Origin of the sequence: Pseudomonas putida (assembly GCF_004357765.1) — a bacterium.
GTDB classification, from domain to species: Bacteria; Pseudomonadota; Gammaproteobacteria; order Pseudomonadales; family Pseudomonadaceae; genus Aquipseudomonas; species Aquipseudomonas putida_U.
In genome coordinates this window covers 19,432-32,400 of the sequence record NZ_SMTE01000011.1, presented here as the reverse complement: position 1 = coordinate 32,400, position 12,969 = coordinate 19,432, and the positions used below count along the sequence as shown (strand labels likewise).

The following is a 12,969-nucleotide window of genomic DNA, read 5'->3' as shown; positions in this document are numbered from 1 at the left end:
TCTTCTGTCTCCTGATTACACGCGACGCTTCTTCGGCGGACGGCACCCGTTGTGCGGGATTGGCGTCACGTCGGTGATGCTGGCGATCTTGTAGCCGCAGCTGTTCAGTGCACGAACGGCGGACTCACGACCCGGACCTGGACCCTTGACGTTAACGTCGAGGTTTTTCAGGCCGTATTCCAGCGCAGCTTGACCAGCACGCTCAGCAGCGATCTGAGCTGCGAACGGGGTGGATTTGCGCGAACCACGGAAACCCGAACCACCGGAGGTCGCCCAGGACAACGCATTGCCCTGACGGTCGGTGATGGTCACGATGGTGTTGTTGAAAGACGCATGGATGTGGGCGATGCCATCAACCACTGTCTTTTTGACTTTCTTACGAGGACGAGCAGCAGGTTTTGCCATGTCTATATTCCTGGGCGATTACTTGCGGATCGGCTTACGCGGGCCCTTACGGGTGCGTGCGTTGGTCTTGGTGCGCTGACCGCGGACCGGCAGACCTTTACGATGACGCAGGCCGCGGTAGCAACCCAGGTCCATCAAGCGCTTGATCTTCATGTTGACGTCACGGCGCAGGTCACCTTCGGTGGTGAACTTCGCGACTTCGCCACGCAGGGTTTCGATTTGCTCGTCGCTCAGATCCTTGATCTTAGCGGCTGGGTTTACACCAGCGTCTGCACAGATCTTCTGTGCAGTTGTGCGACCGACACCATAGATGTAGGTCAGCGAGATAACAGTATGCTTGTTATCTGGAATGTTGACGCCTGCAATACGGGCCATTCAGTGGGACTCCAATTGACAGCTACCTACGCCCCGGAAGCCAAGAAATAGGGCGCGAGATAATATCGCTGTAGAAACGATTAATCAACCCAGCAGCACACTAGCTGCTGGGTTTGAAGCGCAGATCACACTCAGCCTTGGCGCTGCTTGTGACGCGGTTCCGCGCTGCAGATCACTCGTACGACGCCTTCGCGACGGATGATCTTGCAGTTACGGCACAGCTTTTTCACCGATGCACGAACTTTCATTACCGACTCCTCGAACCTTAAGGGGCTAAATCAGCGCAGCAGACCGCTGCCGCCGTAGCCTTTCAGGTTGGCTTTCTTCATCAGGGATTCGTACTGGTGCGAAACGAGGTGCGATTGTACTTGGGACATGAAGTCCATCACAACCACTACCACAATCAGCAACGAGGTCCCGCCAAGGTAGAACGGCACATTTGCTGCCACCACCAGGAACTGGGGCAGAAGGCAGACGGCCATCATGTAAAGAGCACCGAACATGGTCAAACGGGTCAGAACGCCATCAATGTAGCGTGCCGACTGCTCACCAGGACGGATACCCGGAATAAAGGCACCGGACTTCTTCAGGTTTTCCGCTACGTCTTTCGGGTTGAACATCAACGCTGTGTAGAAGAAGCAGAAGAAAATGATCCCTGCACTAAACAGCAGAATGTTCAACGGCTGACCAGGAGCGATCGACTGCGAGATGTCCTGCAGCCAGCCCATACCTTCGGACTGACCGAACCAGGCACCCAGCGAAGCCGGGAACAGCAGAATGCTGCTCGCGAAAATGGCCGGGATTACCCCTGCCATGTTCACCTTCAACGGCAAGTGGCTGGTCTGCGCAGCGAAGACCTTGCGGCCCTGCTGACGCTTGGCGTAGTGAACGGCGATACGACGCTGACCACGCTCGATGAACACCACGAAACCGATAATCGCTACTGCCAGCAAACCGATAGCGACCAGGGCGAAAATATTGATATCGCCTGTGCGTGCAGACTCGAAAGACTGCCCGATTGCTCTCGGAAGACCGGCAACGATACCTGCGAAGATCAACATCGAGATACCGTTGCCCACACCGCGCTCGGTGATCTGCTCGCCCAGCCACATCATGAACATCGCGCCTGCCACGAAGGTGGAGACGGCGACGACATAGAAGCCAAGCCCAACAGAAAACGCCACGCCCTGGTTGGCCAGGCCAATGGACATGCCAATGGCTTGGACCAGCGCCAGAATAACGGTGCCGTAGCGGGTGTACTGGCTGATCTTGCGACGGCCAGCTTCACCTTCCTTCTTCAACTGCTCCAGTTGCGGGCTGACCGCAGTCATCAGCTGCATGATGATCGATGCCGAGATGTACGGCATGATCCCCAATGCAAAGATGCTCATGCGCTCGAGCGCGCCACCGGAGAACATGTTGAACAAGCTAAGAATGGTCCCCTCATTCTGCCGAAACAGATCCGCCAGACGGTCTGGATTGATGCCTGGAACCGGGATATGCGCACCTATCCGATAGACGATGATCGCCATGAACAGAAAGCGCAGACGAGCCCAGAGTTCCGACATCCCGCCCTTACCGAGCGAAGAGAGAGCACCTTGCTTAGCCATTTATTCCTCGAACTTGCCGCCAGCTGCTTCGATAGCCGCACGCGCACCCTTGGTGGCTGCGATACCCTTGATGGTGACTGCGCGAGTGACTTCGCCAGACAGCATGATTTTCACACGCTGTACGTTCTGGCCGATCACGTTGGCATCCTTCAGGGATTGCACGGAAACCACGTCGCCTTCCACTTTGGCCAGCTCGGACAGACGCACTTCGGCGCGGTCCATGGCTTTCAGGGAAACGAAGCCGAACTTCGGCAGACGACGGTGCAGCGGCTGTTGACCGCCTTCGAAGCCCGGAGCGATCGAACCACCGGAACGGGAGGTTTGACCTTTGTGGCCGCGGCCACCAGTCTTGCCCAGACCGCTACCGATACCACGACCCGGACGATGCTTCTCGCGACGGGAACCCGGCGCTGGACTCAGATCATTGAGTTTCATCGATTAACCCTCGACGCGCAGCATGTAGTAAGCCTTGTTGATCATCCCGCGATTCTCGGGAGTATCCTGGACTTCTACAGTGTGACCGATGCGACGCAGACCCAGGCCTTTAACGCACAGGATGTGGTTAGGCAGGCGGCCAGCGGTGCTCTTGATCAGCGTTACTTTTACAGTTGCCATGATCAGAAGATCTCCTCAACGCTCTTGCCGCGCTTGGCAGCAATGGACTCAGGAGATTGCATGGCTTTCAGACCCTTGAAAGTGGCGTAGACCACGTTCACTGGGTTGGTCGAACCGTAGCACTTGGCCAGGACGTTCTGAACACCAGCAACTTCCAGGACGGCACGCATGGCGCCGCCGGCGATGATACCGGTACCTTCCGAGGCAGGCTGCATGTAGACCTTCGAGGCGCCGTGGGCGGCCTTGGTGGCGTACTGCAGGGTGGTGCCTTTCAGGTCAACCTGGATCATGTTGCGACGGGCAGCTTCCATGGCTTTCTGGATCGCGGCAGGTACTTCACGCGATTTGCCACGGCCGAAACCGACGCGACCCTTGCCATCACCTACCACGGTCAACGCGGTGAAGGTGAAGATACGGCCGCCTTTTACGGTTTTAGCTACGCGGTTAACTTGAACCAGCTTCTCGATGTAGCCTTCGTCGCGCTTTTGATCGTTATTTGCCATAACTTAGAACTCCAGCCCGCCTTCACGAGCAGCATCAGCCAGCGCTTTGACGCGGCCATGGTACTTGAAGCCGGAACGGTCAAAGGCAACTTGAGATACACCGGCGGCTTTCGCACGCTCAGCTACCAGCTTGCCAACCTTAGTGGCCGCGTCGATGTTGCCAGTGGCGCCATCACGCAGTTCTTTGTCCAAGGTCGAGGCGCTTGCCAGAACCTTGCTGCCGTCGGCCGAAATGACCTGGGCGTAGATGTGCTGCGAAGAGCGGAACACGCACAGGCGCACGACTTCGAGTTCGTGCATCTTGAGGCGTGCTTTGCGAGCGCGACGCAGTCGAGTAACTTTTTTGTCGGTCATTTGCTAGGCCCTACTTCTTCTTGGCTTCTTTACGACGGACTACTTCGTCCGCGTAACGCACACCTTTGCCTTTGTAAGGCTCTGGCGGACGGAACCCGCGGATTTCAGCGGCCACCTGACCTACCAGCTGCTTGTCGATACCCTTGATCAGGATGTCGGTCTGGCTAGGCGTTTCAGCGGTGATACCGGCTGGCAGTTCGTAGTCCACTGGATGCGAGAAGCCCAGAGCCAGGTTCAGGACGGTGCCCTTGGCCTGTGCCTTGTAACCAACACCGACCAGCTGGAGCTTGCGCTCGAAGCCTTGGCTTACGCCCTGGACCATGTTGTTGACCAGAGCACGGGTGGTACCGGCCATGGCGCGAGCTTGCTGATCACCGTTGCGAGCGACGAAACGCAGCTCGCCAGACTCTTCGGTAACTTCAACAGACGAGTGAACGTTCAGTTCGAGAGTGCCTTTGGCACCCTTCACCGAAAGCTGCTGGCCGGCGAATTTGACTTCGACACCAGATGGCAGCTTAACGGGGTTCTTAGCGACGCGAGACATGCCTATCTCCCCTTAGAACACTGTGCACAGAACTTCGCCGCCGACACCGGCAGCGCGCGCAGCGCGATCAGTCATCACACCTTTGTTGGTGGAGACGATAGACACGCCCAGGCCGCCACGTACTTTCGGCAGCTCTGCGACGGACTTGTACTGGCGCAGGCCTGGACGGCTGGAGCGCTTCAGCTCCTCGATGACCGGACGGCCTTCGAAGTACTTCAGTTCGATCGAGAGGGAAGGTTTGGCCTCACCAGTCACCTGGTAGCCAGCGATGTAACCTTCGTCTTTCAGAACTTTGGCAACCGCGACCTTCAGGGTGGAGGAAGGCATGCTTACGACGGACTTTTCAGCCATCTGGGCATTACGGATGCGAGTTAGCATGTCCGCTAACGGGTCCTGCATACTCATGGGCTAGATGCTCCTGATACAAGAATAATTAGCCTTGCGGCTATCACAACCACCCGAGCAGGCAGGGCAAAAAACCCAGGCTCAGGTGAGCCGGTCATTCTAGACACAAGGCAGAAACGAAACAAGCCCCATGAAGGGGCTTGTTCGTTGGCGAGGTCACCGGTGGTCGGAAGATTGCTCCCCTTCCACCGGGATCACACCTGCAGCACTTACCAGGAGGCTTTGACCAGACCTGGTACGTCGCCACGCATTGCAGCTTGACGCAGCATGTTACGGCCCAGGCCGAACTTACGGTATACACCGTGAGGACGACCGGTCAGGCGGCAACGGTTGCGCAGGCGCGAAGCGCTGGCGTCGCGCGGTTGCTTCTGCAGCGCGACAACGGCAGCGAAACGCTCTTCTGGAGAGGCGTTGACGTTGACGATGGTCGCTTTCAGCTCAGCACGCTTCTTAGCGAACTTGGCTACCGTGAGCTGACGCTTCAGCTCGCGGTTCTTCATGCTCTTCTTGGCCATTTTCCTACTCCAATCAGTTGCGGAACGGGAACTTGAAAGCACGCAGCAGAGCGCGGCCTTCGTCGTCCGAACGAGCAGTGGTGGTCAGGGTGATGTCCAAACCGCGCAGAGCATCGATCTTGTCGTAATCGATTTCCGGGAAGATGATCTGCTCTTTCACGCCCATGCTGTAGTTGCCACGACCATCGAAGGACTTGGCATTCAGGCCGCGGAAGTCGCGAACCCGAGGCAGGGAGATCGCCAGCAGGCGGTCCAGGAATTCGTACATCTTTTCGCGACGCAGGGTCACCTTGACACCGATCGGCCAGCCTTCACGGACTTTGAAGCCCGCGATGGATTTACGAGCGAAAGTCACGACCGGCTTTTGACCGGTGATCTTTTCCAGGTCGGCAACAGCGTGCTCGATGACTTTCTTGTCACCGATCGCTTCGCCCAGACCCATGTTCAGGGTGATCTTGGTAACGCGCGGAACTTCCATCACGTTCGACAGCTTAAGTTCTTCCTTAAGCTTGGGAGCGATTTCGTTCCGGTAAATCTCTTTCAGTCGTGCCATGGTCTTCTACCTAGCAGTGTTCAAGCATCAACCGCTTTTTGGGTCGACTTGAAGACACGAATTTTCTTACCGTCTTCTACTTTGAAACCAACGCGGTCAGCCTTGTTGGTTTCGCCATTGAAGATGGCAACGTTGGAAGCGTGCAGAGGCGCTTCTTTCTCGACGATACCGCCCTGAACGCCCGCCATCGGGTTAGGCTTGGTATGACGCTTGACCAGGTTGACACCGCCAACGACCAGACGGTCGTCAGCGAGAACCTTCAGCACCTTACCGCGCTTACCTTTGTCTTTGCCGGCGATCACGATGATCTCGTCGTCACGACGAATCTTTTGCATGTCGGATCTCCTTACAGCACTTCAGGGGCGAGCGAGACGATCTTCATGAACTTCTCAGTACGAAGTTCACGGGTCACTGGCCCGAAGATGCGAGTGCCGATCGGCTCTTGCTTGGTGTTCAGCAGAACAGCAGCGTTGCCGTCGAAACGAATGATGGAACCGTCAGCGCGACGTACACCGTGACGGGTACGGACGACAACAGCGGTCATCACCTGGCCTTTTTTGACCTTACCGCGCGGAATTGCTTCCTTGACGGTAACTTTGATGATGTCACCGATGCCGGCGTAACGGCGGTGCGAACCACCGAGCACCTTGATGCACATGACGCGACGAGCGCCGCTGTTATCGGCCACATCGAGCATGGATTGAGTCTGAATCATAAAATTTCTCCGACCCCTAGCCCTTAGACTTCAACAGCGCGTTCGAGGACTTCAACCAGTGCCCAGGACTTGGTCTTGGCCAGCGGACGGGTTTCACGGATGGAAACCTTGTCGCCGATCTTGCACTGGTTGGATTCGTCGTGCGCGTGCAGCTTAGTCGAACGCTTAACGTATTTACCGTAGATCGGGTGCTTTACGCGACGCTCGATCAGAACGGTGATGGTCTTGTCCATTTTGTCGCTGACGACACGGCCAGTCAGCGTACGGACGGTTTTTTCAGCTTCAGCCATGATCACTTACCTGCCTGCTGGTTGAGCACAGTTTTCACGCGAGCGATGTCACGCTTAACTTGCGAGAGCAGGTGCGACTGCCCCAACTGGCCAGTTGCTTTCTGCATACGCAGATTGAACTGGTCGCGCAGCAAGCCGAGCAGTTGCTCATTCAGTTGCTGTGCCGATTTTTCACGAAGTTCATTCGCTTTCATCACATCACCGTCCGCTTAACAAAGGAGGTGGCGAGAGGCAGCTTTGCAGCAGCCAGGGCGAAAGCTTCGCGCGCCAGCTCTTCAGAAACACCCTCGATCTCATACAGGACTTTGCCTGGCTGGATCTGGGCAACCCAGTATTCCACGGAACCCTTACCTTTACCCATACGAACCTCGAGAGGCTTCTTGGAGATCGGCTTGTCCGGGAACACACGGATCCAGATCTTACCGCCACGTTTTACGTGACGAGTCAGAGCACGACGTGCCGACTCGATCTGGCGAGCGGTGAGGCGACCGCGAGCAACAGCTTTCAGGGCGAATTCGCCGAAGCTGACTTTGCTACCGCGCAGTGCCAGACCACGGTTGTGGCCAGTCATCTGCTTGCGGAATTTTGTACGCTTTGGTTGCAACATTTGGCGTACCCCTTACTTAGCAGCTTTTTTACGAGGCGCTGGTGCTTGTGGTTTCAGTTCTTCTTGGCGACCACCAATCACTTCGCCTTTGAAGATCCAAACCTTCACACCGATCACACCGTAGGTGGTGTGAGCTTCGTAGGTGTTGTAGTCGATATCGGCACGCAGGGTGTGCAGAGGCACACGACCTTCGCGATACCACTCGGTACGAGCAATCTCAGCACCGCCGAGACGACCGCTCACCTGGATCTTGATGCCTTTGGCACCAATACGCATGGCGTTCTGTACGGCGCGCTTCATGGCACGACGGAACATTACGCGGCGTTCCAGCTGCTGAGCTACGCTCTGCGCAACCAGCATAGCGTCGAGTTCCGGCTTGCGGATCTCTTCGATGTTGATGTGCACAGGCACACCCATCTGCTTGGTCAGGTCCTGACGCAGCTTCTCGACATCTTCACCTTTCTTGCCGATAACGATACCGGGACGAGCGGTGTGGATGGTGATGCGTGCAGTTTGAGCCGGACGATGAATATCGATACGGCTTACGGACGCGCTTTTTAGTTTGTCTTGGAGGTACTCACGCGTTTTCAGATCCTTCAACAGGTAATCTGCGTAAGTAGCACCGTCTGCGTACCAGACGGAGGTGTGCTCCTTGACGATTCCCAGGCGAATGCCAGTGGGATGTACTTTCTGACCCATCTGATCGACTCCGTTACTTGTCCGCAACCTTGACAGTGATATGGCAAGACCGCTTGACGATGCGATCAGCGCGGCCTTTGGCACGCGGCATGATGCGCTTCAGCGAACGCCCTTCGTTGACGAAGACGGTGGAGACCTTCAGGTCATCAACGTCTGCGCCTTCGTTGTGTTCGGCGTTGGCTACGGCCGACTCGAGGACTTTCTTCATGATTTCAGCGGCTTTTTTGCTGCTGAAGGCCAACAGGTTGAGCGCTTCGCCCACCTTCTTCCCGCGGATCTGGTCGGCGACCAAGCGGGCTTTCTGGGCGGAGATTCGAGCGCCCGACAACTTAGCGGCTACTTCCATTTCCTTACCCCTTAACGCTTGGCTTTCTTGTCAGCCACGTGCCCGCGATAGGTGCGGGTACCGGCGAACTCGCCCAGTTTGTGGCCGACCATGTCTTCGTTCACGAGAACTGGGACATGCTGGCGACCGTTGTGAACCGCGATGGTCAGACCGACCATTTGTGGCAGGATCATCGAGCGACGCGACCAGGTTTTAACTGGCTTGCGATCGTTCTTCTCCACCGCCACTTCGATCTTCTTCAGCAGGTGAAGATCGATAAAAGGACCTTTTTTCAGAGAACGTGGCACTGTCGTATCCCTCTAGTTACTTGCGACGACGGACGATCATGTTGTCGGTACGCTTATTACCACGGGTTTTCGCACCCTTGGTTGGGAAGCCCCATGGCGATACCGGATGACGACCACCGGAGGTACGACCTTCACCACCACCATGCGGGTGGTCAACCGGGTTCATGGCAACACCACGAACGGTTGGGCGAACGCCGCGCCAGCGTTTGGCACCAGCTTTACCCAGCGAACGCAGGCTGTGCTCGGAGTTCGAGACTTCACCCAGGGTCGCACGGCACTCAGCCAGGACTTTACGCATTTCACCAGAGCGCAGACGCAGGGTCACGTAGACACCTTCGCGAGCGATCAGCTGAGCCGAGGCACCAGCGGAACGAGCGATCTGAGCACCTTTACCCGGCTTCAGTTCGATGCCGTGAATGGTGCTACCCACTGGAATGTTGCGCAGTTGCAGGGAGTTACCGGCCTTGATTGGGGCCAGTGCACCTGCGATCAGCTGGTCGCCAGCGCTCACGCCTTTAGGGGCGATGATGTAGCGACGCTCACCGTCTGCGTAGCACAGCAGGGCGATGTGAGCAGTACGGTTTGGATCGTATTCGATACGCTCGACAGTGGCTGGGATGCCATCTTTGTCGTTGCGACGGAAGTCGACCAGACGGTAATGCTGCTTGTGACCACCACCAACGTGACGAGTGGTAATACGGCCATTGTTGTTACGACCACCAGACTTCGATTTTTTCTCGATCAGCGGTGCGTGAGGAGCGCCTTTGTGCAGCTCCTGGTTGACCACCTTGACCACGAAACGGCGGCCAGGGGAAGTCGGTTTGCATTTAACGATTGCCATGATGCACCCCTTCCTTACTCAGCACTGCTGCTGAAATCGAGATCTTGGCCTGGCTGAAGGGAGACGATCGCCTTCTTCCAGTCATTACGCTTGCCCAGACCACGTGCGGTACGCTTGGTTTTACCCAGAACGTTAACAGTCGACACGTTTTCAACTTTTACGTTGAACAGGCCTTCGACAGCTTTCTTGATTTCCAGCTTGGTTGCATCAGTAGCAACCTTGAATACGAACTGGCCTTTTTTCTCAGCCAGAACGGTAGCCTTCTCGGAAACGTGCGGGCCAAGGAGGACTTTGAATACGCGTTCCTGGTTCATCCCAGCAGCTCCTCGAATTTCTTCACGGCCGAGACAGTGATCAACACTTTCTCGTATGCGATCAGACTGACCGGGTCGGAACCTTGAACGTCACGTACGTCGACGTGCGGCAGGTTGCGAGCAGCCAGGTACAGGTTCTGATCAACAGCGTCGGAAACGATCAGTACGTCGTTCAGACCCATGCCGTTCAGCTTGTTCAGCAGATCTTTGGTTTTCGGGGCTTCAACAGCGAAGTCCTGAACCACGACCAGACGGTCGCTACGCACCAGCTCAGCGAGGATGGAGCGCAGAGCTGCGCGATACATCTTCTTGTTGAGCTTCTGCGAGTGATCTTGAGGACGGGCTGCGAAGGTAACACCACCGCCACGCCAGATCGGACCACGAGTGGTACCAGCACGAGCACGGCCAGTACCCTTCTGACGCCATGGGCGCTTACCGCCACCAGCTACGTCGGAACGGGTCTTCTGCTGCTTGGTGCCCTGACGGCCGCCAGCCATGTAGGCCACGACTGCTTGGTGTACCAGCGTCTCGTTGAATTCGCCACCGAAAGTCAGTTCGGAAACTTCGATCGCCTGAGCGTCATTTACATTAAGTTGCATGTCAGTTTCCCCTTAACCGCGAGCCTTGACAGCTGGACGTACAACCACGTCGCCGCCAGTAGCGCCAGGTACGGCACCCTTGACCAGCAGCAGGTTGCGCTCAGCGTCTACGCGTACTACTTCCAGGGACTGAACAGTCACGCGCTCGGCGCCCATGTGACCGGACATTTTCTTGCCCTTGAACACACGACCAGGAGTCTGGCACTGGCCGATGGAACCTGGGACACGGTGCGACACGGAGTTACCGTGCGTGTTGTCCTGGCCACGGAAGTTCCAGCGCTTGATGGTACCGGCGAAGCCTTTACCTTTGGACTGACCGGTTACGTCTACCAGCTGGCCTGCAGTGAAGAGTTCAGCTTTGATCAGATCGCCAGCCTGGAAATCGCCTTCTTCAAGACGGAACTCCCAAACACCGCGACCAGCGGCAACGTTAGCCTTGGCGAAGTGACCTGCCTGAGCGGCAGTCACACGCGAAGCACGACGCTCGCCGACAGTGACTTGCACTGCACGGTAGCCATCGGTTTCTTCAGTTTTGAACTGGGTGACGCGATTCGGCTCGATCTCGATGACCGTAACCGGAATGGAGACACCTTCTTCGGTGAAAATGCGGGTCATACCGCATTTGCGACCGATTACACCAATAGTCATGTTGTAAACCTCATGAGTGTACGGGGCTTTCACCCGCTATGGCCGCCCATTTCAGAGCGTTACACGACCAGACCGAAGTCTTAGCCGAGGCTGATCTGCACTTCCACACCTGCCGCGAGATCAAGCTTCATCAGCGCGTCAACGGTTTTATCCGTAGGCTGGACGATGTCCAGAACACGCTTATGAGTGCGAATCTCGTACTGGTCACGCGCGTCTTTGTTGACGTGCGGAGAAACCAGAACGGTGAAACGCTCTTTGCGGGTAGGCAGTGGAATAGGACCACGCACTTGTGCACCAGTACGTTTCGCGGTTTCCACGATTTCCTGGGTGGATTGGTCGATCAGGCGATGGTCGAAAGCCTTCAACCTGATACGGATTTGCTGATTTTGCATTGGATTTCAGACTCCAGGCTGTTCCCAACGGACGCACTACGCCCGCTAAAAGGAGGCGTGATTCTATAGACGACCCAATTTAGTGTCAACCCAATAAAAAAAACCCCCGCTGAGCGGGGGTTTTTTCAATCGATCGAGGGATTACTCGATGATTTTGGCTACGACGCCGGCGCCGACGGTACGACCGCCTTCACGGATAGCGAAGCGCAGACCGTCTTCCATTGCGATGGTCTTGATCAGGGTGACAGTCATCTGAATGTTGTCACCTGGCATTACCATTTCAACGCCTTCCGGCAGCTCGCAGTTACCGGTCACGTCAGTGGTACGGAAGTAGAACTGAGGACGGTAGCCTTTGAAGAACGGAGTGTGACGGCCGCCTTCTTCCTTCGACAGAACGTAGACTTCTGCGGTGAACTTGGTGTGCGGCTTGACCGAACCTGGCTTGACCAGAACCTGGCCACGCTCAACGTCGTCACGCTTGGTACCACGCAGCAGAACGCCGCAGTTCTCGCCAGCACGACCTTCGTCCAGCAGCTTGCGGAACATCTCAACACCGGTGCAGGTGGTGGTGGTGGTGTCACGCAGACCAACGATTTCCAGCGGATCCTGAACGCGGACGATACCACGCTCGATACGACCGGTAACAACGGTACCACGACCCGAGATCGAGAAGACGTCTTCGATCGGCATCAGGAACGGCTGGTCAACGGCACGAACTGGCTCAGGGATGTAGGCATCCAGAGTTTCAACCAGCTTCTTGACAGCGCTGGTACCCATTTCGTTGTCGTCTTTGCCTTCCAGAGCCATACGAGCCGAACCGATGATGATCGGAGTGTCGTCGCCTGGGAAGTCGTAGGTGGACAGCAGGTCGCGAACTTCCATCTCGACCAGTTCCAGCAGCTCAGCGTCGTCTACCAGGTCAGCCTTGTTCAGGAAGACCACGATGTAAGGAACGCCAACCTGACGGGACAGCAGGATGTGCTCACGGGTTTGTGGCATCGGACCATCGGCGGCCGAGCAAACCAGGATCGCGCCGTCCATCTGGGCAGCACCGGTGATCATGTTCTTCACGTAGTCAGCGTGACCTGGGCAGTCAACGTGAGCGTAGTGACGAATGTTCGAGTTGTACTCGACGTGAGCGGTGTTGATGGTGATACCGCGCGCTTTTTCTTCCGGAGCCGAGTCGATCTTGTCGAACTCAACGACTGCCGAACCGAAAACTTCGGAGCAGACGCGAGTCAGAGCTGCGGTCAGAGTGGTCTTACCGTGGTCAACGTGGCCGATAGTGCCGACGTTAACGTGGGGAAGGGAACGATCAAATTTTTCTTTAGCCACGACAGTGAACCTCTTGC

General features: G+C 56.5%; 26 protein-coding genes. All 26 read right to left on the bottom strand.

The features are described 5' to 3' along the window. Positions 1–15: 15 nt before the first annotated feature. Complete coding sequence (rpsK, locus tag E2H86_RS17560; RefSeq protein WP_003255454.1) at positions 16–405, bottom strand: 30S ribosomal protein S11; 390 nt, start codon at positions 403–405, stop codon at positions 16–18. Between the two features lie 18 nt (positions 406–423). Beyond that, positions 424–780: a 30S ribosomal protein S13 gene (rpsM, locus tag E2H86_RS17555; RefSeq protein WP_012316515.1), complete on the bottom strand. Its 357-nt coding sequence runs from the start codon at positions 778–780 to the stop codon at positions 424–426. 131 nt (positions 781–911) lie between these two features. Continuing rightward, the gene (gene rpmJ, locus E2H86_RS17550) at positions 912–1,028 is read right to left on the bottom strand and encodes a 50S ribosomal protein L36 (RefSeq protein WP_002555468.1); all 117 of its coding nucleotides are present in this window, start codon (positions 1,026–1,028) and stop codon (positions 912–914) included. Positions 1,029–1,058: 30 nt separating this feature from the next. Beyond that, complete coding sequence (gene secY, locus E2H86_RS17545; RefSeq protein WP_016393394.1) at positions 1,059–2,390, bottom strand: preprotein translocase subunit SecY; 1,332 nt, start codon at positions 2,388–2,390, stop codon at positions 1,059–1,061. Next, on the bottom strand, positions 2,391–2,825 hold the full coding sequence (gene rplO, locus E2H86_RS17540) for a 50S ribosomal protein L15 (RefSeq protein ID WP_023382625.1): 435 nt from the start codon (positions 2,823–2,825) through the stop codon (positions 2,391–2,393). It abuts the gene before it with no gap. Between the two features lie 3 nt (positions 2,826–2,828). Continuing rightward, the gene (gene rpmD / locus E2H86_RS17535) at positions 2,829–3,005 is read right to left on the bottom strand and encodes a 50S ribosomal protein L30 (RefSeq protein ID WP_029614570.1); all 177 of its coding nucleotides are present in this window, start codon (positions 3,003–3,005) and stop codon (positions 2,829–2,831) included. 2 nt (positions 3,006–3,007) lie between these two features. Further along, the gene (gene rpsE / locus E2H86_RS17530) at positions 3,008–3,508 is read right to left on the bottom strand and encodes a 30S ribosomal protein S5 (protein ID WP_003255465.1); all 501 of its coding nucleotides are present in this window, start codon (positions 3,506–3,508) and stop codon (positions 3,008–3,010) included. Between the two features lie 3 nt (positions 3,509–3,511). After that, on the bottom strand, positions 3,512–3,862 hold the full coding sequence (gene rplR / locus E2H86_RS17525; protein ID WP_009397496.1) for a 50S ribosomal protein L18: 351 nt from the start codon (positions 3,860–3,862) through the stop codon (positions 3,512–3,514). Positions 3,863–3,872: 10 nt separating this feature from the next. Continuing rightward, positions 3,873–4,406, bottom strand: coding sequence for a 50S ribosomal protein L6 (gene rplF / locus E2H86_RS17520; protein WP_060478898.1), 534 nt, complete (start codon positions 4,404–4,406; stop codon positions 3,873–3,875). Between the two features lie 12 nt (positions 4,407–4,418). After that, entirely contained in the window at positions 4,419–4,811 is a 393-nt protein-coding gene (gene rpsH, locus E2H86_RS17515; RefSeq protein WP_009681971.1) for a 30S ribosomal protein S8, read from the bottom strand. A gap of 209 nt (positions 4,812–5,020) precedes the next feature. Then, positions 5,021–5,326, bottom strand: a complete 306-nt coding sequence (rpsN, locus tag E2H86_RS17510; protein WP_009681970.1) for a 30S ribosomal protein S14 — start codon at positions 5,324–5,326, stop codon at positions 5,021–5,023. A gap of 13 nt (positions 5,327–5,339) precedes the next feature. Further along, positions 5,340–5,879 (bottom strand): 50S ribosomal protein L5, encoded by a 540-nt coding sequence (gene rplE, locus E2H86_RS17505; protein ID WP_012316517.1) that lies wholly within the window; start codon positions 5,877–5,879, stop codon positions 5,340–5,342. A 20-nt stretch (positions 5,880–5,899) separates the two neighbouring features. Next, positions 5,900–6,214, bottom strand: a complete 315-nt coding sequence (rplX, locus tag E2H86_RS17500; RefSeq protein WP_016715319.1) for a 50S ribosomal protein L24 — start codon at positions 6,212–6,214, stop codon at positions 5,900–5,902. 11 nt (positions 6,215–6,225) lie between these two features. Further along, entirely contained in the window at positions 6,226–6,594 is a 369-nt protein-coding gene (gene rplN / locus E2H86_RS17495; protein ID WP_008089810.1) for a 50S ribosomal protein L14, read from the bottom strand. Between the two features lie 23 nt (positions 6,595–6,617). Then, on the bottom strand, positions 6,618–6,884 hold the full coding sequence (gene rpsQ, locus E2H86_RS17490; RefSeq protein WP_008089812.1) for a 30S ribosomal protein S17: 267 nt from the start codon (positions 6,882–6,884) through the stop codon (positions 6,618–6,620). Positions 6,885–6,886: 2 nt separating this feature from the next. Continuing rightward, on the bottom strand, positions 6,887–7,078 hold the full coding sequence (gene rpmC / locus E2H86_RS17485) for a 50S ribosomal protein L29 (protein WP_002555481.1): 192 nt from the start codon (positions 7,076–7,078) through the stop codon (positions 6,887–6,889). Beyond that, the gene (rplP, locus tag E2H86_RS17480) at positions 7,078–7,491 is read right to left on the bottom strand and encodes a 50S ribosomal protein L16 (RefSeq protein WP_003255479.1); all 414 of its coding nucleotides are present in this window, start codon (positions 7,489–7,491) and stop codon (positions 7,078–7,080) included. Before rplP ends, rpmC begins: the two co-directional genes overlap by 1 nt. A gap of 12 nt (positions 7,492–7,503) precedes the next feature. After that, entirely contained in the window at positions 7,504–8,190 is a 687-nt protein-coding gene (rpsC, locus tag E2H86_RS17475) for a 30S ribosomal protein S3 (RefSeq protein WP_003255481.1), read from the bottom strand. 13 nt (positions 8,191–8,203) lie between these two features. Then, entirely contained in the window at positions 8,204–8,536 is a 333-nt protein-coding gene (gene rplV, locus E2H86_RS17470; protein WP_003103908.1) for a 50S ribosomal protein L22, read from the bottom strand. 11 nt (positions 8,537–8,547) lie between these two features. After that, positions 8,548–8,823, bottom strand: coding sequence for a 30S ribosomal protein S19 (rpsS, locus tag E2H86_RS17465; RefSeq protein ID WP_010486981.1), 276 nt, complete (start codon positions 8,821–8,823; stop codon positions 8,548–8,550). 16 nt (positions 8,824–8,839) lie between these two features. Next, on the bottom strand, positions 8,840–9,664 hold the full coding sequence (gene rplB, locus E2H86_RS17460) for a 50S ribosomal protein L2 (RefSeq protein WP_015268750.1): 825 nt from the start codon (positions 9,662–9,664) through the stop codon (positions 8,840–8,842). Positions 9,665–9,678: 14 nt separating this feature from the next. Further along, positions 9,679–9,978 carry a 50S ribosomal protein L23 gene (gene rplW, locus E2H86_RS17455; protein WP_003255484.1) on the bottom strand — a complete coding sequence of 100 codons (300 nt, stop codon included), beginning with the start codon at positions 9,976–9,978 and terminating at the stop codon, positions 9,679–9,681. Next, the gene (gene rplD, locus E2H86_RS17450) at positions 9,975–10,577 is read right to left on the bottom strand and encodes a 50S ribosomal protein L4 (protein WP_008089819.1); all 603 of its coding nucleotides are present in this window, start codon (positions 10,575–10,577) and stop codon (positions 9,975–9,977) included. The genes rplW and rplD overlap by 4 nt, the downstream gene beginning before the upstream one ends. A gap of 12 nt (positions 10,578–10,589) precedes the next feature. Then, complete coding sequence (rplC, locus tag E2H86_RS17445; RefSeq protein ID WP_003257089.1) at positions 10,590–11,225, bottom strand: 50S ribosomal protein L3; 636 nt, start codon at positions 11,223–11,225, stop codon at positions 10,590–10,592. An 80-nt stretch (positions 11,226–11,305) separates the two neighbouring features. Then, a complete protein-coding gene (gene rpsJ, locus E2H86_RS17440) occupies positions 11,306–11,617 on the bottom strand; it encodes a 30S ribosomal protein S10 (RefSeq protein ID WP_003186070.1) in 312 nt (103 codons plus the stop codon). Positions 11,618–11,758: 141 nt separating this feature from the next. Then, positions 11,759–12,952 (bottom strand): elongation factor Tu, encoded by a 1,194-nt coding sequence (gene tuf / locus E2H86_RS17435; protein WP_062575362.1) that lies wholly within the window; start codon positions 12,950–12,952, stop codon positions 11,759–11,761. Between the last annotated feature and the right edge of the window lie 17 nt (positions 12,953–12,969).

What these genes read in the sequence shown, in the direction of transcription:
- rpsK (WP_003255454.1), bottom strand. Translation starts at nt 405, where the DNA reads ATGGCAAAACCTGCTGCTCGTCCTCGTAAGAAAGTCAAAAAGACAGTG.
- rpsM (WP_012316515.1), bottom strand. Translation starts at nt 780, where the DNA reads ATGGCCCGTATTGCAGGCGTCAACATTCCAGATAACAAGCATACTGTT.
- rpmJ (WP_002555468.1), bottom strand. Translation starts at nt 1,028, where the DNA reads ATGAAAGTTCGTGCATCGGTGAAAAAGCTGTGCCGTAACTGCAAGATC.
- secY (WP_016393394.1), bottom strand. Translation starts at nt 2,390, where the DNA reads ATGGCTAAGCAAGGTGCTCTCTCTTCGCTCGGTAAGGGCGGGATGTCG.
- rplO (WP_023382625.1), bottom strand. Translation starts at nt 2,825, where the DNA reads ATGAAACTCAATGATCTGAGTCCAGCGCCGGGTTCCCGTCGCGAGAAG.
- rpmD (WP_029614570.1), bottom strand. Translation starts at nt 3,005, where the DNA reads ATGGCAACTGTAAAAGTAACGCTGATCAAGAGCACCGCTGGCCGCCTG.
- rpsE (WP_003255465.1), bottom strand. Translation starts at nt 3,508, where the DNA reads ATGGCAAATAACGATCAAAAGCGCGACGAAGGCTACATCGAGAAGCTG.
- rplR (WP_009397496.1), bottom strand. Translation starts at nt 3,862, where the DNA reads ATGACCGACAAAAAAGTTACTCGACTGCGTCGCGCTCGCAAAGCACGC.
- rplF (WP_060478898.1), bottom strand. Translation starts at nt 4,406, where the DNA reads ATGTCTCGCGTCGCTAAGAACCCCGTTAAGCTGCCATCTGGTGTCGAA.
- rpsH (WP_009681971.1), bottom strand. Translation starts at nt 4,811, where the DNA reads ATGAGTATGCAGGACCCGTTAGCGGACATGCTAACTCGCATCCGTAAT.
- rpsN (WP_009681970.1), bottom strand. Translation starts at nt 5,326, where the DNA reads ATGGCCAAGAAGAGCATGAAGAACCGCGAGCTGAAGCGTCAGCTCACG.
- rplE (WP_012316517.1), bottom strand. Translation starts at nt 5,879, where the DNA reads ATGGCACGACTGAAAGAGATTTACCGGAACGAAATCGCTCCCAAGCTT.
- rplX (WP_016715319.1), bottom strand. Translation starts at nt 6,214, where the DNA reads ATGCAAAAGATTCGTCGTGACGACGAGATCATCGTGATCGCCGGCAAA.
- rplN (WP_008089810.1), bottom strand. Translation starts at nt 6,594, where the DNA reads ATGATTCAGACTCAATCCATGCTCGATGTGGCCGATAACAGCGGCGCT.
- rpsQ (WP_008089812.1), bottom strand. Translation starts at nt 6,884, where the DNA reads ATGGCTGAAGCTGAAAAAACCGTCCGTACGCTGACTGGCCGTGTCGTC.
- rpmC (WP_002555481.1), bottom strand. Translation starts at nt 7,078, where the DNA reads ATGAAAGCGAATGAACTTCGTGAAAAATCGGCACAGCAACTGAATGAG.
- rplP (WP_003255479.1), bottom strand. Translation starts at nt 7,491, where the DNA reads ATGTTGCAACCAAAGCGTACAAAATTCCGCAAGCAGATGACTGGCCAC.
- rpsC (WP_003255481.1), bottom strand. Translation starts at nt 8,190, where the DNA reads ATGGGTCAGAAAGTACATCCCACTGGCATTCGCCTGGGAATCGTCAAG.
- rplV (WP_003103908.1), bottom strand. Translation starts at nt 8,536, where the DNA reads ATGGAAGTAGCCGCTAAGTTGTCGGGCGCTCGAATCTCCGCCCAGAAA.
- rplB (WP_015268750.1), bottom strand. Translation starts at nt 9,664, where the DNA reads ATGGCAATCGTTAAATGCAAACCGACTTCCCCTGGCCGCCGTTTCGTG.
- rplW (WP_003255484.1), bottom strand. Translation starts at nt 9,978, where the DNA reads ATGAACCAGGAACGCGTATTCAAAGTCCTCCTTGGCCCGCACGTTTCC.
- rplD (WP_008089819.1), bottom strand. Translation starts at nt 10,577, where the DNA reads ATGCAACTTAATGTAAATGACGCTCAGGCGATCGAAGTTTCCGAACTG.
- rplC (WP_003257089.1), bottom strand. Translation starts at nt 11,225, where the DNA reads ATGACTATTGGTGTAATCGGTCGCAAATGCGGTATGACCCGCATTTTC.
- rpsJ (WP_003186070.1), bottom strand. Translation starts at nt 11,617, where the DNA reads ATGCAAAATCAGCAAATCCGTATCAGGTTGAAGGCTTTCGACCATCGC.